The organism is Pseudomonas zeae (assembly GCF_014268485.2).
Taxonomy (GTDB): domain Bacteria; phylum Pseudomonadota; class Gammaproteobacteria; order Pseudomonadales; family Pseudomonadaceae; genus Aquipseudomonas; species Aquipseudomonas neuropathica.
In genome coordinates this window covers 3,948,108-3,961,972 of record NZ_CP077090.1, presented here as the reverse complement: position 1 = coordinate 3,961,972, position 13,865 = coordinate 3,948,108, and the positions used below count along the sequence as shown (strand labels likewise).

12 protein-coding genes are annotated in these 13,865 nt (G+C 57.8%); 3 read left to right on the top strand and 9 right to left on the bottom strand.

Features of this window, described 5'->3' with window-relative positions; all coding sequences use genetic code 11:
• Positions 1 to 57 precede the first annotated feature (57 nt).
• On the top strand, positions 58 to 534 hold the full coding sequence (locus HU754_RS17325; protein ID WP_186624263.1) for a hypothetical protein: 477 nt from the start codon (positions 58 to 60) through the stop codon (positions 532 to 534).
• Entirely contained in the window at positions 534 to 836 is a 303-nt protein-coding gene (locus HU754_RS17320) for a hypothetical protein (RefSeq protein ID WP_077573237.1), read from the top strand. Before HU754_RS17325 ends, HU754_RS17320 begins: the two co-directional genes overlap by 1 nt.
• Positions 837 to 1,051: 215 nt before the next feature.
• Here the strand turns inward: HU754_RS17320 and HU754_RS17315 are convergent, their stop codons facing one another.
• The 9 genes from HU754_RS17315 to HU754_RS17275 form a co-directional block, all read right to left on the bottom strand.
• Positions 1,052 to 2,689 carry a BatD family protein gene (locus HU754_RS17315; protein WP_186624264.1) on the bottom strand — a complete coding sequence of 546 codons (1,638 nt, stop codon included), beginning with the start codon at positions 2,687 to 2,689 and terminating at the stop codon, positions 1,052 to 1,054.
• Entirely contained in the window at positions 2,686 to 4,425 is a 1,740-nt protein-coding gene (locus HU754_RS17310) for a tetratricopeptide repeat protein (protein ID WP_186624265.1), read from the bottom strand. The genes HU754_RS17315 and HU754_RS17310 overlap by 4 nt, the downstream gene beginning before the upstream one ends.
• Positions 4,422 to 5,501 (bottom strand): vWA domain-containing protein, encoded by a 1,080-nt coding sequence (locus HU754_RS17305; RefSeq protein ID WP_186624266.1) that lies wholly within the window; start codon positions 5,499 to 5,501, stop codon positions 4,422 to 4,424. The genes HU754_RS17310 and HU754_RS17305 overlap by 4 nt, the downstream gene beginning before the upstream one ends.
• The gene (locus HU754_RS17300) at positions 5,494 to 5,991 is read right to left on the bottom strand and encodes a DUF4381 domain-containing protein (protein WP_116255711.1); all 498 of its coding nucleotides are present in this window, start codon (positions 5,989 to 5,991) and stop codon (positions 5,494 to 5,496) included. The genes HU754_RS17305 and HU754_RS17300 overlap by 8 nt, the downstream gene beginning before the upstream one ends.
• The gene (locus tag HU754_RS17295; RefSeq protein ID WP_116255710.1) at positions 5,988 to 6,932 is read right to left on the bottom strand and encodes a DUF58 domain-containing protein; all 945 of its coding nucleotides are present in this window, start codon (positions 6,930 to 6,932) and stop codon (positions 5,988 to 5,990) included. Before HU754_RS17295 ends, HU754_RS17300 begins: the two co-directional genes overlap by 4 nt.
• Positions 6,933 to 6,937: 5 nt before the next feature.
• Positions 6,938 to 7,897, bottom strand: a complete 960-nt coding sequence (locus tag HU754_RS17290) for an AAA family ATPase (RefSeq protein ID WP_007913915.1) — start codon at positions 7,895 to 7,897, stop codon at positions 6,938 to 6,940.
• A gap of 128 nt (positions 7,898 to 8,025) precedes the next feature.
• Complete coding sequence (locus tag HU754_RS17285; RefSeq protein ID WP_186624267.1) at positions 8,026 to 9,735, bottom strand: ATP-binding cassette domain-containing protein; 1,710 nt, start codon at positions 9,733 to 9,735, stop codon at positions 8,026 to 8,028.
• A gap of 27 nt (positions 9,736 to 9,762) precedes the next feature.
• Positions 9,763 to 10,950, bottom strand: a complete 1,188-nt coding sequence (locus tag HU754_RS17280; protein WP_186624268.1) for a YcaO-like family protein — start codon at positions 10,948 to 10,950, stop codon at positions 9,763 to 9,765.
• A gap of 539 nt (positions 10,951 to 11,489) precedes the next feature.
• On the bottom strand, positions 11,490 to 11,846 hold the full coding sequence (locus HU754_RS17275) for a hypothetical protein (protein ID WP_186624269.1): 357 nt from the start codon (positions 11,844 to 11,846) through the stop codon (positions 11,490 to 11,492).
• A 285-nt stretch (positions 11,847 to 12,131) separates the two neighbouring features.
• Here HU754_RS17275 and HU754_RS17270 point away from each other — a divergent pair, with 285 nt between their 5' ends.
• Complete coding sequence (locus HU754_RS17270; RefSeq protein ID WP_186624270.1) at positions 12,132 to 13,526, top strand: hypothetical protein; 1,395 nt, start codon at positions 12,132 to 12,134, stop codon at positions 13,524 to 13,526.
• Positions 13,527 to 13,865: the final 339 nt, after the last annotated feature.

The following is a 13,865-nucleotide window of genomic DNA, read 5'->3' as shown; positions in this document are numbered from 1 at the left end:
GGTAGATCACATTTAAATAAACGTGGTCTTTCTCGAGGGATCAAAGGTCTTCAATTTATGACAGTTGAAAATGAAGAAGGCCATCTCCTTACTGTTATTGCTGAAATTGGCGTCTTGGAGTGGCAAAAGTATCAACAGCGTTTTCCAAAAGAAAGGGTTGGGAATGAAATGCAGCGGGAGGATCATTCTGCGCTGCCACCCTTCATCGCTTTCAGGTTTGAGTGTATTAGCAAGGTTGATATCGACAAGTTGAAGGCCGCCGTGGAAGGCTACAAGGGGGCTTTATCATGGTCGATTGTTGGCCGGTCACGCGAAGGGCTGCCTGGGATTAACTGGATGATTGCACCGTCAAGGTTGTGGGAGGTGGGTGGATGTGCTTTGCAAGCAAACATCACGGCAGCGGTCTATTTGTCCACTCATGAACCTTTACTTGGTCCAGTGGCATACGAGGATTTAATTGGACTGACGGAACATGTTCGTTCTGTGTTCGATCGCTCAGGGATCCAACCCCACCAAATTCCGGAGGTTATTTAGTGATCACTGAAGATATAAAAATTTTCGAAGAGATTTTCCAATTGGTCGAAGCAGGCATCGTCCATGGCTATGACGCGTTCCGATACGGTGTTGAGTTGGGTGAGGGTTATATAGAAACGGAATTGGCCGTCGAGAAAGACGGAATTGAGGACTGGAACGCCGAAACCGATATAAACGGGGCGATAATTCTTCGTCTGGTCGATCAGTTGCAGGCAAACGCAGTCAAACGCGGTGAACCCTGGAAGGCGTTTGTTCTCTCTTATCGCGAAGGCGAACAAGTGAAAACGAAATTCAAGTATTGATCGGGGACGCCGCATTTCCGCGTTCCGGGGAATGAACGGGTGGCTCTGGCCACCTGTCGTTTATCTGACCAGCGCAGCAAGACAGACCCAGAGTGATGCCTGTCTATCCAGTCCGAAGGGGGAGTTTCTTAGTGCCCTTCGGCAGGCGAGCGTCAGCTTGTTGCAAGTCAGACCTGCCGATACATCCCTCAAGTGTTCGTTGAGGGATCGTGCGTTCACTTCGGATAAAGCGGCGGCAACCCACTATCACCCACCGGATCCTGCACCCGTTCCGCCGCCGGAATAGTCCGGATCGCCCGCCACAAATCCTCACCCTGCCAATGCTGCCCCGTCTCGCTGTACAGCGCACCATTCAACCCATCCAGCGCATCCGACAACGGCACAAACCGCGCCGCCATGTCCGCCAATGTCTCCGGTTGCTGCCGCGCCCACGCATCCAGTGCCTGCCGCGTCGCCTGCGGGTCATTCGCCTGACTCGCTCGCTTGATGTCATCCATCAACGTGCGCGGGCTCGGGCCGGTTTGGGCGGCGCGGTGTACCGCCGGTTGCCAGCGTGCGCGCCACCACAGGCCGAAGCCGAGCAGGGTGGTGCAGGCGAGGATCAGGGTGCTGAGTTTCCACCACCACAACACGTCGTTATCGACGGCGCTCACTTGCAGATTGCCGGCCGGGGTGTCGACTTGCAGGCTCGGGTTGTTGGCCACTTGCAGGGTGCGCGCGGGCAGGCTGCTGTGTTCCAGGTGGTCTTCGAAGGTGTTCCACCAGACCACGTCGACTGTCGGCAATTCGATCGCGCCGCTACGGCTGGGCACCAGAGCTTCGCGTTCTTCGCGGCTGCCGATCAGGCCACGGTCGCTGCTCTGGTTGCTCAGCACCGGTTGGTCGGGGTAGCGGCGCAGGCCGTTGACGTCGGTGGCTGGCAGCGCTGGCAGTTGCGAGCTGGCGAGGCCTTCGACTTTCAGGGTCAGGCTGCGGGTCATCGAGTCGCCGACCTGCGTGTGTTCCGGTTCCGGGTTCCAGCTTTCGCTGAGGCTCAGGCTGCGTGCGGGCAGCCACGGTGCGTCGACCGGGTAGGTCAGCGGTTTGGGTTTGACGGTCAGGGGAATTTCGGCGGAACTGACGCGCATCAGTTTGCCCGGCTTTGGCCCCTGCGCATTGGCATCCTGTGACGGCTGCGTATCGACCAGTGTCGCGCTGAAGGTCTGCGGCGTAATGGTCAGCAAACCGCTGTGCTGCGGGTAGATCGCATAGCGCATTTCGATCACGCCATGGCGCACGCCGTTGAGGTCTTTTTCGTAGGTACGCGTGTCGCCAAGCTGTTCGATGCGCGCATCGGCGATTTGCAGCGGCGTCAGGCTGCTGTCGTCGTACAGCGAAACGGAATGGTAGATGCGCAGGGTCAGGATCGCCTGAGCTTGCACGTAGACGCTGGACTGATCGAGGCTGGCCTCGATGAACACCGGATCAAGGCTGTTCTGGTTCTCGCGGGTGTCGCTTTCGACCACTTGCACGGTGATCGGCTGGCTCTGCGCGTCGCCCAGTTGCAGCGGCGGGATCACCACGCTGCCGTTCTCTTTCGGCAGCAGGGTGATGATCCAGCGTGTGGTCGCGCGGTTGTCGCCATTGAGGGTATTGAGCTGGTTGACCTGCCGCGTGCCACGCACTTCGAACAACGTTTCCAGTGCGGTCAGGTCGGGTTTGCCGAACTGGGTGACGTCGCTGGTTTCGAGGGTGAGTTCGACCGTCTCGCCGGAGTTCAGGCGACTGCGATCCACGCTGGCCGTCAGCTCGGCCGCGTGGGCGGTGGCCGTGCAGAGCAGCAGGGGCAGCAAGAGAGCGGTGAAGCGGGTCATCGAGTGTTTTCCTGATCCTGATGTTGTTGCTGTTCGTACCAGAATTTGCGTCGCAGCAGTTCGCCCGGATCATCCGGGATCTTGCCCAGCCATTGCTCCAGTGCCTGACGTTGCTCGCCTTCGAGGTTGTCCTCGCTTGGGCGCAGCGTCGGCACGGTGTCCGTTTGTTCTTCCTCGTCGCTGCCGGGAATTTCGTTGGGGCTTGGCTGCGGCGGCGTGGTCGGTGGCGGTTCGCCGGCTGGTTCGACGGGCTGCGACGGGCTCTGGGTTTCACTGTTCACGGCGGGCGGTGGCGTGGTCGCTGGCGGTGGTTCGTCGCCCGGCAGACTTTGCTGTTCGCTCGGTTTAGTGTCCGGCTCGGCGGGCGGCGGTGTGTTTTTCTGCTTGAGCAGGTTTTCCACCAGCGCCTTGTTGGTCTGCGCCGGACGCAAATCCGGTTGCAGTTCCAGTGCCTGTTCATAGGCGTCGATTGCCGCTTCCAGCTCACCGCTTTTTGCCAAAGCGTTGCCACGATTGTAGTGGGCACGGGCATCGCTGCCTTCGGCAAAGCGCTGGGCGGCGCCACTGTAGTCGCCGGCCTCGTACAGCGCCACCCCTTGCCACTGATGATCGTCGAAATGTTGCGCGGCTTCGGCCGGGCGCTTCTGTTTGAGCAGGTGCAGGCCCTGTTGGTCGGGACGCAGCCACAGGTCTTCGAATTCAAAAGCGTAGCTGGGCTGCGGCAAGCAAAACAGCAGCGGCAGGCAGAACAACCACCCACGGCGGCCGGCGCAAGCGGCGAGCAACAACAGCGGCAACAGCAGCCAGTAACCCTGATCGGCCCAGGTATCCAGGCGCACGGTCTGACCGTCGTCACGCAAGCTGCGCGGGCCGTTGAGCAGGCCAAGCGCGCCAAGATCCGCTTCGTCGAGGCGAGCAGGGTGGTATTCGCCACCGACGCTGTTGAGAAACGCGCTCAGGCCCGGACTGTCGAGTTGCGGCACGCGAATCGCGCCTTGCTCGTCCTTGAGGAAACTGCCGTCCTCTTGGGCAATCGGCGCACCTTCGGCGGTGCCGACGCCGAGCATCAGCAGTTGTGCCGACTCACCGTTGAGGGCACGCCGAATACCCTGGCGTTCCTCTTCGTTCAATGACGAGCCGATCAGCAGAATCCGCCCCTGACCGAGCGCGCCCTGTTTCAGCAAGGCCAGCGCTTTGCTCACGGCGAGATCGGCACGATGGCCGCTTTCCGGCATCAACGAAGGCTTGAGCGCATCGAGCAGATTGCGGCTGGTCGCCAGGTCATCCGACAGCGGCACCAGCGTGTGCGCGCTGCCGGCGTAGACGACGATGGCGGTCTGCGCATCGCTGCGCGCCTGCAACAGATCGAACAGCTTGCGCCGGGCCTGTTCCAGTCGCGTCGGCGGCGAGTCGCTGGCGAGCATTTCCGGGGTCAGTTCCAGTACCACCACCAACGGATCGGCGGGTTTCTGGCTGGTCTGTTCGACCCGTTCCCAACTCGGTCCGAGCAGCGCCAGAACCGTCAGCAGCCACGCCACGCCAAGGGCAACCCATGGCAGTTTGCTGTCGCGACCATTGCCGCCACTGAGCAGGGTGGCATGGAACGCTGGCGGCAAAATCATCTGCCAGCGCCCGGCGCGTTTCTGCCGGTGCCAGAGTTGCCAGATCAGCCAGCCCAGCAGCGGCAGCAACAGCAACCACCACGGACGGAACCAGTGCGGCCAGAGCGCGATCATCGGCGCCTCCGCAGACGCAGGCGCTTGAGGCGCTCGCGCCAGTCAGGCAGCGGACTTTGCAGGTACAGCTCTTTGGTGAACAGGCGTTGCAACGGGTTGTCCGGCCACAATTCACGCGCGACCAGCAACAGACTCAGCCACAGCGCCAGCGCCAAAGGCCAGTGATACAAGGCTTGCGCCGGACGCGCCTGGGTGGGTTGTTGAGTCACCGGTTCGAGTTGATCGAGGGTTTCCTTGATTGCTTGCAGTTCCTTGCCGTCGTGGGCACGGAAGTACTGACCACCGGCGACTTCGGCGATGGCTTTGAGCGCTGGCTCGTCGAGGTCCAGACTTGGATTGACCCCAAGCAAACCGGTCGAACCACTGTCCTCAGGATTGGCGCCGATGCCGATCGGGTAAATCTTCACGCCTTCGCTGGCGGCCAGTTTTGCCGCCGTCAGCGGATCGATTTCGCCGCCGTTGTTCGCGCCGTCAGTGACCAGAATCAGCACACGACTTTGCGCCGGACGCAGGCGCAGGCGTTTCAGCGCCAGACCGATGGCGTCGCCGATCGCAGTGTTCTTGCCGGCTATGCCGATCCGCGCTTCGTCGAGCCAGACGCGCACGGTGCGGCGATCAAACGTCAGCGGCGCTTGCAGATACGCCTGACTGCCAAACAGGATCAAACCGACGCGGTCGCCATCGCGACTTTCGAGGAAATCACCGAGCAGATGTTGCACCAGCGTCAGCCGACTGACTTCTTCGTCCTGCCACTGCATATCCGGGAAATCCATCGAACCGGACACGTCCACCGCCACCAGCAGATCACGCCCGCTGGCGGCAATCGGCAGCGGTTCGCCGAGCCATTGCGGGCGGGCGGCGGCAGTCAGCAGCAACAGCCACAGCAGCATGAACGGCGCTTGTTGACGCCACGCCGGAAGGTTGGCGCGAGCGCGACGGCGGGCGAGGCCTTCCAGATCGGCGAGGAAACTGACTTTCAGCGCTGGCTCGCCACTGTCCGCCACTGGCAGCACCAGACGCATCAGCCACGGCAGCGGCACCAGCACAAAGATCCACGGCCAGGCGAACTCAAACATGTTTGCGAATCCACGTGTCGACAGCCTGGGTCAGGCCGGCGATGGCTTTGTCGTCGAGTTTGCATTCCGGTTTGTACGCGCCTTCAACCAGCACCATCCAACGGGTGAGGCCGGCAGCCGGGCAACGGTTGTCGAGGAACGCCAGCCATTTACGCCCATTGAGGGTGTGGCTCTGGCTGTAGGGATAGTGGTTGCGGCACAGGCGTTTGAGCAGGCCGTTAAGTTGCTGCAACCACGCCCCGGCCGGCGCGCCGTCGTAGGGTTTGGGCATTCGCGCCAGTTCGGCGAGGGCGGCAATGCGCACCGGGTCGAGCGGCTGTTCGGCACGCACGATAGGGCGTTTCTTCATCGGGATGAAACGGCGCAGACGCCATACGGCGAAACCCAGCAGCGGCAGCAACAGAAGCAGCAGCCACCAACCCGGGGCCGGCGGCCAGAAGGCAATCGGTGGCGGCGAGATCAGCGGTTGCAGTTGTTCGAGGCCGTTCATCGACCTTTCCCCGGACGCTGCGGATTGAGGAATTCGCGCATCTGCTCGACCATTTCACTTTGCGTGCTCAGCGGCATCAGCAATACCCGCAATTTTTGCGCGAGCAATTCCCAACGCGCGATGCGTGCTTCGGCCTGGGCGCGATAGGTCTGGCGCAGGTCGAAATTCAGCGTATCGAGTTCGAGTTGCGCGCCGCGTTCGGCGAATCGGAGAAGACCGGCGGCGGGCAGGGCGTGATCGAGGGGATCGGACAGCGGCAGCATCAGCAAATCACAATGGCGCGAGAGCAGGCTCAATTGTTGTTCAGCGCTGTCGGACAACGCGCGCTCGTCGCAGATGACGATCACCAGACTGCCCGGGCGCAATACTTCACGGGCACGACGCAGCGCCACGCCAAACGCATCGCGATCCGGCTCGCGCTCGCTGTGCAGCGACTGATTAACCTTGACCAAACGGTTGAGCAGTTGCAGCAGGCTTTGTTTGCTGCGCCGTGGCTTGATTTCGTAGTGCTCGTTGTCGCCGAACACCAGCCCGCCAACCCGGTCGTTATGGCCGAGCGCGGCCCAGCCGATCAGCGCCGCTACTTGCGCTGCCAGTACCGATTTGAACATCAGCCCGGAGCCGAAAAACAGCCGTGTGCTTTGCTCGACCATGATGAAAATCGGCCGCTCGCGTTCTTCATGGAACAGCTTGGTGTGCGGCTCCTGGGTGCGCGCTGTCACGCGCCAGTCGATGGTGCGCACATCGTCGCCGGCCTGATAGACCCGCACCTGATCGAAGTCGACGCCGCGACCACGGAATTTCGAGTGATGCAGGCCGATCAGCGGGCTGCGCTGGCTCGGCGTGGAAAACAGCTGCACTTCACGCACGCGGTGGCGCATCTCGATCAGCTCGGCGAGGCTGACGCGAATACCGGGTTCGGAAGGCTGGGGGGCATTCATCGGGGTCAAGCGACGGCTACGACGTCGAGAATCCGCTGCACCACCCGATCCTGATCGATGCCGGCGGCTTCGGCTTCAAACGACAAAATGATGCGGTGACGCAACACGTCGAACAGCACCGCTTGAATGTCTTCCGGGCTGACGAAGTCGCGACCGGCCAGCCAGGCGTGGGCGCGGGCACAGCGGTCGAGTGCGATCGAGCCGCGCGGGCTGGCGCCGTAGGCGATCCACTCGGCCATTTCCGGGTCGAACTTGGCCGGGTTGCGCGTGGCCATGACCAGTTGCACCAGATATTCCTCCACGGCGTCGGCCATATACAGACCGAGGATTTCCTTGCGCGCGGCGAAGATTGCCTGCTGGCTGACGCGGCGCTCGGGTTTGGTTTCACCGTTCAACGCTTCGCCACGAGCTTGCTGGAGGATGCGGCGTTCGACGGCAGCGTCCGGGAAACCGATTTTCACGTGCATCAGAAAACGGTCGAGCTGGGCTTCCGGCAGCGGGTAAGTGCCTTCCTGCTCGATCGGGTTCTGCGTGGCCATCACCAGAAACAGCGGCGACAGCTCATACGTGCTGCGGCCGACACTGACCTGACGTTCGGCCATGGCTTCGAGCAGCGCCGATTGCACTTTGGCCGGGGCACGGTTGATTTCGTCCGCCAGCACCAGGTTGTGGAAGATCGGCCCTTGCTGGAACACGAAACTGCCGGTTTCCGGGCGATAGATCTCGGTGCCGGTGATGTCGGCCGGCAGCAGGTCCGGGGTGAACTGGATGCGATGGAACTGGGCTTCGATGCCCTCGGCGAGTTCTTTGATCGCTTTGGTCTTGGCCAGACCCGGAGCGCCCTCGACCAGCATGTGGCCGTCGGCGAGCAGGGCGATGAGCAAACGCTCGATGAGTTTTTCCTGGCCGAGAATCTGCGTTGAAAGAAAGGTTCGCAGCGCCAGCAGCGCTTCACGATGTTCCATCGGTGACTGTTCCTGGAAAGGGGTGGCCACAGGCGTTCGGATAACGCCGGGGCTGGGGGCGTTACTTTAATCCATCGCGGGGGGTGGCGACTAACGGCATTTTGCAGAAAGGACCTTTTAACGCCCTTTTATTGGTTAACGGTTTGAAGGTCACTTAGCAGCCGTTTGATCGATGCTCTGTCCACCAGATCATGCCAGGGGCCATCTTCAATGATTTCGCCATTATGCATAACAATGACCCGGTCGAAGCGGTGTAGATGGCTGACATCGTGCGTTACGCAAATCAGACCTTGGCCGGCAAACGTCTCGAACAGCAACTCCCAAACCGGTGCGGCGAGCTTCGGCTCTATTGATGCGCTCGGTTCGTCAAAAAGGTTGAATTTACCCGGCCGGTTAATCAGTCGCAGCAGCGTCAGGCGTTTGGCTTCACCGCCGGAAATGTTGGCGGCATTTTCGTTGATGTCGCGCCCGCTGACGATCTCTTCAAGCTGTAAACGCTGGATGGCGCTGCGCAAATGCAGCGAAGGATTAACACCAAACAAAACTGACCTGTCGAAGGTGCCCTCCAGGAATTGCGGGGATTGAGGGCAGTAACGCAGTACTTGCAGATGGCTCTGAGCGTTCAAGCGATCAACGGGTATATCGTCAATGTTCAGTTGGCTCCTTACCGAAGCGTTCAGTCCGGCTAGCGCTTCGAGCAAGGTGGATTTGCCTGCGCCGCTAGGGCCGGTGATCGCGACCGATTGCCTTTGTTTGAAGTCAATCAGGTTTGCGATGGATAGCCGGACGGCGCCATTGTCGGTGATGACGCAGGGTTTGAGCCGTAACGTTGATTCGTCCTGTTGGGTCACTTCGCCTCTACGACCTTCATTATCAAAATCGGCTGTTTTGAGCAGTTGCTGGAGACGGCGTTGATCCGCTAAAAACTGATCCAGCACTCGATAGCCTTCGGTCAAGGCTGTGATGTTCAGCAGGAACGTACTGGCGATGGAAAAGATCGCGACCAATTGCCCGACGCTAATGCTCGCGGCCCCCGACAATTGATCGACAACCCCCCAACTTAACAATCCTCCTGTGGAAAGACTGATAAACAAGATCTTTGCCCCGCTTAACAATCCACCGGATCCCGCGACGGTTACCGCCGCTTCGGCATATTGGTTGAAGGCTCTGTTCAAGGGTTGCAGTGCGGTCTGCTCGGCGCGCTCCAGTTTTATCGATTTGCCTGCCTTCAAGGTGTTGAACAGGATCGCGCTCAGTTCATCTTCCTGCTCATTCACGGCATCAATATGTTTTCTGCGCCACCTGATGATTCGATGGGTGGCAAAAAGGTAAAGCACTCCAAGGCTCGCCATCGCGCAAAAGACCCAGGTGCCGCCCATGTACCAAAATGCGGCGGCAATGATCAGGAACTCCAGACACAGTGGAAAGCCCACCGTGACAAAGAACGTCAGCAGTTGCTCGTGGGCGGTGATTCCGCGCTCTACCGATTTGATGAAGTGACCGATGCGCCAAGTGCTGAATCGAGAGAATTCTTTTCCTATCAATTGCGCCATCCATGTAATGGACGCGTTCATTACAATCCGCTGGACGAGTTTCGAAAGAAGTAGTGTCTGCAGAGGTGCAATGATCGCCTGAGCGCATCCGGCCAAGACAAAGGCCGCTGTAAAGAAAAGTAGCGTGTTGAGCGTGGTGTGATCTGCGTTACTGAGCGAATCGACAATGGCACCCAGTAACAATGGCGGCGCAAGGGCTAGAAGCTTTAGCGAAATAATGGCGGTGATTGTTGTGATCAATAGCAGTCGATGCTTTTTGCAAGCTGTTCTGATGAGTGTCCGCATGGAGAAACTGCCTGTTGGTCGTTTTAATTAATTGCCAGGGCGCTTGGTGTTATTTAGCAGTATGTGCTGTGGAGCTACCAACTGGCCTTTTCTGATTATGTTGAACCTGTCGAGGCCGGGTATGTATATCTGGGTGACGATGTTTGTGTTGGCGTACTGTGCGACAGTTCTATGGAAAATTGCTTTGCCGACGATTTTCAAGTTTCGTTGCAGTAATGCTATTTGCTGTGAAACGGTGCTTGTTTGGCTTTCTGAGGTGGGTTCAAAGGTTCTAAGCTTCAGGTTTTTCAACGGAGAAAAGTCTATTAAGTTTTTTAAGGCGTCAGAGGTTGAAAGCATGTCAAAAGCCTTGCGGTCAGAAGTTTCTTCACTGATACCATATAGCGTGCTTGACTGGAACTGTTCCGTGACTGCTCTTTGTACAGCGATGCAGATATCCAATGAGCAGCCCGAACCGATGGGGGAAATATGCAAGTCGCCTGGCCCCATCTTAGGGAAAGCAACCGAAAAATAGACACCGGATTCATCTTTGATAACGATGATTTGCAACTTGCTTGCAGCCTCTAAAGCATATGGGCGATGCAGCAATGCTTCAGCAAGTAATGCTTTTGAAGGTGTATAAAGGTCCATTGCCGGTCGTATTGCGCAAACGGCAAGAAAAAACTGCGATAACAAGTGTCGTTCTATTACCTCAAGAGTGCCGTGCAGCAGCGCTTCGGCCTTGGTACAGCCGAAAGCAATTCCTGAGTTAGAGGCGTAGCGGCTTAAAAATCGGGTTTCCCGAGAACCTGTGTTGTTATTTTCGGCAGTTGGATGGAGGAGGGCGCATGGCACAAATAGTTCGCGCTTGTCATCAAGGGCTGTAAGCCTAAAACATTCAACAAGTTCGTTAGTGCTTGGCAAACTTGCAAGTATGCCGTCGCATTGAGCATCGCGCTGAACTGCAATCGAATCGCAGCTAATTCGTGATCGCTGCGACTGTCGGCAGTGGAAGGTGCCGTAGTGTTCAAGGCTCTCGGCCATCGCTCCGATAAGGGCATCAGGTCCCTTGCCTGCTCCAGACTCAATCAGTTTTTCGTCTTTGTCGTAAAGTTCAGCGATTGCAACCAGATCACCTTCGCCGACATAGCGGACAATTGCTCTAAGCTCTAGCGCCTGGATGGAACAGGTTATTTCATTCAGAGCTCTGCTGGGTGTTATTTCACGCTCGAACATAGCTTGCCTCATTAAATTTAAATGCCGAAAGACTAGCTTTCGGCATGTGAGCTGGTTGGTGCATCCAATCAGCGGGTTAATGAAGCGAAGAAGTTCAGTTCGGTCGCAAGGAAACCTTCTGAATGACCTGTAGCCTGCGGCAAATCATCGAAGGTGTTTATTTCAGAGCGTTTTTTACCCATGGTATTAACTCCATTTGATCTTGGATTTTCGATGCTGTTCTATCAGTACCGAACCTGCGAGATAGTTCGCAGGTGGGATAATTAATAGCAATGAGCGCGCGACCAGGCAATCAGATATCGGTGTAGGACTTCCGATGATTGTGTAGGGCGGTTCTTGTCGGGAAGTAGGATGAAACTTTACTCGGGTAAACGTGCAAGGCAGTGTGCTTGCATATTTATTGATATGTATGGTCTTTAAGTGTTTAAGGTTTTCAGCGAAAGTTGAAGCGAAACGCCCGTTACAGGACTGACAGTGGCGTGGCGCATTTTACTTGGGCACCATCGCCACTCAATTTACGTTTGGGATAGCAGGCCTGATCAGCCTAGCTCACTGACATAGGTGCCAGTCCCATCAAGGATATTCTTCAGGGTCTCCTCAACCTCATCCAGATCCACCATATCCGGGTTAAAGGTGATCTCCAGCACATCATCCCCATTCAACGCATCGGCATCCGCCGCTGCAATCTCGATCTTCAGCAGCGTCGAGGTCAAAGTAACTTTCACCCCATCAAGCGTCGAAGGCTCGCCATCCAGCGTAATCTCCAGCTCGTCCTCGTCCGGATAGCGGCTCATCAGGAACATGTCGCCCTTGTCGCTGTGGCAGCAGAGCATGGCCATGTTGTCTTCTTCGTCATCGCACGGGTTGACGATGAGTAGGGCGGTGGTCATTTGCATGAGGGGATTCCTGGTTGAGCGGGCGCGGCAGGCGGGACGCAAAAAAGGCGATTTTGCCAGCCTCAAGAAAATTCTGCTGCACATCATTGAGCCAAGGCGTGCTCTTAAGGACATTTCCTCACGGCGGGTACGAATTGTCCGACGGCCTCGTAGGGTTTCAGAAAAGGCGATGGATGGCGCAAGTTAGAGGTGTTTTCGCTTGTTTTGGCGGCTTTTTCCCGGCAGATTTTATTGCTCAAACGCAAGGGAGTGCGATGGACGAAATGATAAAAAGGATCTCTTTTGATGAAGCAGTATTTCGAATGGGCGCAAGAAATCCGCCATCTGTCCGAAGAGCAGGTTGAAGCGCTTTACCAGCGCTACCTCAATGGCGAAAAAACTGCTGACTTGATCGATGAGTACAAGCTCGCGGACACAGTGCGCAGTGTGCTGAAAGTGTTGCCACCGATTGTCAGCGCCGACCTGAGATGCCCATATTGCGATTTGCCGATGTGGATGCGCCGGCCTGCCCGCGGCACCCCGGTTTCCCTGCGCAGCGCTTACAAATGTGTGAATTGCGAGCATCAATACTTCACCGCCGGTTTTGGCTCGCGACGCAACGTGTGTGGTTGTGATGCCTGTGTCCGGCTGCGCAAACAGCAAATCGCCGATCAGGCCGAACGTGACCGCAGCGATCTAGCCATGCGCTACGGCACACCACGCCCACCCGTGCCCTTTACCAGTCTTGGATTCCAGCAAAAACTTGCTCTGCTGGCGTTACTGGATGACGGCGGCCAAGGCGCAGGCGAACGCATTGCCGCGCTTGATGCTGAACTCAGAGGAGAAAAGCTCACGTCCACTGACACTTTCAGTGAGGAGTTGGTGAAAGGCCTGCACGAGGCGGGCGCCTTGCAGGTCGATACGGCATCGGACATTCGGGCGTTCAATCGGGCCGACGATTTCAGCATCAGCACTTATTCGACCATTTACTGGCGAGCCAACGTCGCACTGGAAGAAGGCGTGCGCTGCACGCGCGATACGCTCTACCTCGCGCTGTACGAAGAGTTGTCCGGGCCTGTGCTGCCAGGATGGAAACGTGAGTTGTATGCATTGATCTTCAGGCTCGCGCGGGAGGAATCGATTCAATACGTTCACTTGCTGGCCAATCAGGTAGGTATGGCGTTCACCGCCGAAGCCCGCGCCGACTCGGTGATCGGCACTTTGCTGCAGAACTTCTCGGTCAGCCAGATCTACTACTTCGCCAGAGTGGCGGTGAAAAGTGCAGCACACTTCTATGCCACCGGAAATTCCAAGGGCCGCACTCACGCCTCGAACACCATTCCGCGCAACATGCAGAGCACCGCGCAACTCGCCTTGGCGGAGAACTGGCGCAAGGACAGCTACCGCGATTCGCGCGTGCCGCAGCCGGCCATGACCCGCCTGCTTTACGATGTCGTGTTCAAGGATAGCGGCGCCGGTTTTTCCAAGTCGCCGGGGCTGTTCTGGCGAGACGAATTTGTGCCTCGGTTTCTCACAGGCTCGCCGATCGCCGCGCCGCAATTCGACCATCCGCAGCTGTTCTGCCGCGAGTGCGACTCCAGCAACATCGACGCCAGCATGGACAAGATGACCCTGCAAATGATGTGCTACGACTGCGCCACCGTGAGCAAATTTCGCGCTTACGAAGAGTTGCCCGACTGATCCGCGTCAACCGCTGACGCTGAACCCGATGCCACGCTCAAGGTCGATAGAACGGCCTTGGGCGTTTTCGTTTCTGGATATGTAAGGGCAAAAGGTCTGCATCTGGGACGGATGTCCCGTAAATACGGGCATGCAACCCGGCGTTTTCCGCCACGACTGCTAGTGTTTACCGGTGCCAGACCCTCGGTTTACGTGCCAATGACCGAATATGTCGCAGCACCGCAAGCAGACACATTGTCGCACCCTTTAAGCTGCGCAACGGATGAGCACCCGTAAAGGCATTGTCGGCACCGCTGGCAGTCGCTTTTGCAGATGCTCATTCTATGGAAGGTGAATGTG

Excerpts from the sequence above, each read along its gene's own strand:
- HU754_RS17285 (WP_186624267.1), bottom strand. The coding sequence starts at position 9,735 with ATGCGGACACTCATCAGAACAGCTTGCAAAAAGCATCGACTGCTATTG.
- HU754_RS17280 (WP_186624268.1), bottom strand. The coding sequence starts at position 10,950 with ATGTTCGAGCGTGAAATAACACCCAGCAGAGCTCTGAATGAAATAACC.
- HU754_RS17290 (WP_007913915.1), bottom strand. The coding sequence starts at position 7,897 with ATGGAACATCGTGAAGCGCTGCTGGCGCTGCGAACCTTTCTTTCAACG.
- HU754_RS17305 (WP_186624266.1), bottom strand. The coding sequence starts at position 5,501 with ATGTTTGAGTTCGCCTGGCCGTGGATCTTTGTGCTGGTGCCGCTGCCG.
- HU754_RS17315 (WP_186624264.1), bottom strand. The coding sequence starts at position 2,689 with ATGACCCGCTTCACCGCTCTCTTGCTGCCCCTGCTGCTCTGCACGGCC.
- HU754_RS17310 (WP_186624265.1), bottom strand. The coding sequence starts at position 4,425 with ATGATCGCGCTCTGGCCGCACTGGTTCCGTCCGTGGTGGTTGCTGTTG.
- HU754_RS17325 (WP_186624263.1), top strand. The coding sequence starts at position 58 with ATGACAGTTGAAAATGAAGAAGGCCATCTCCTTACTGTTATTGCTGAA.
- HU754_RS17300 (WP_116255711.1), bottom strand. The coding sequence starts at position 5,991 with ATGAACGGCCTCGAACAACTGCAACCGCTGATCTCGCCGCCACCGATT.
- HU754_RS17275 (WP_186624269.1), bottom strand. The coding sequence starts at position 11,846 with ATGCAAATGACCACCGCCCTACTCATCGTCAACCCGTGCGATGACGAA.
- HU754_RS17270 (WP_186624270.1), top strand. The coding sequence starts at position 12,132 with ATGAAGCAGTATTTCGAATGGGCGCAAGAAATCCGCCATCTGTCCGAA.
- HU754_RS17295 (WP_116255710.1), bottom strand. The coding sequence starts at position 6,932 with ATGAATGCCCCCCAGCCTTCCGAACCCGGTATTCGCGTCAGCCTCGCC.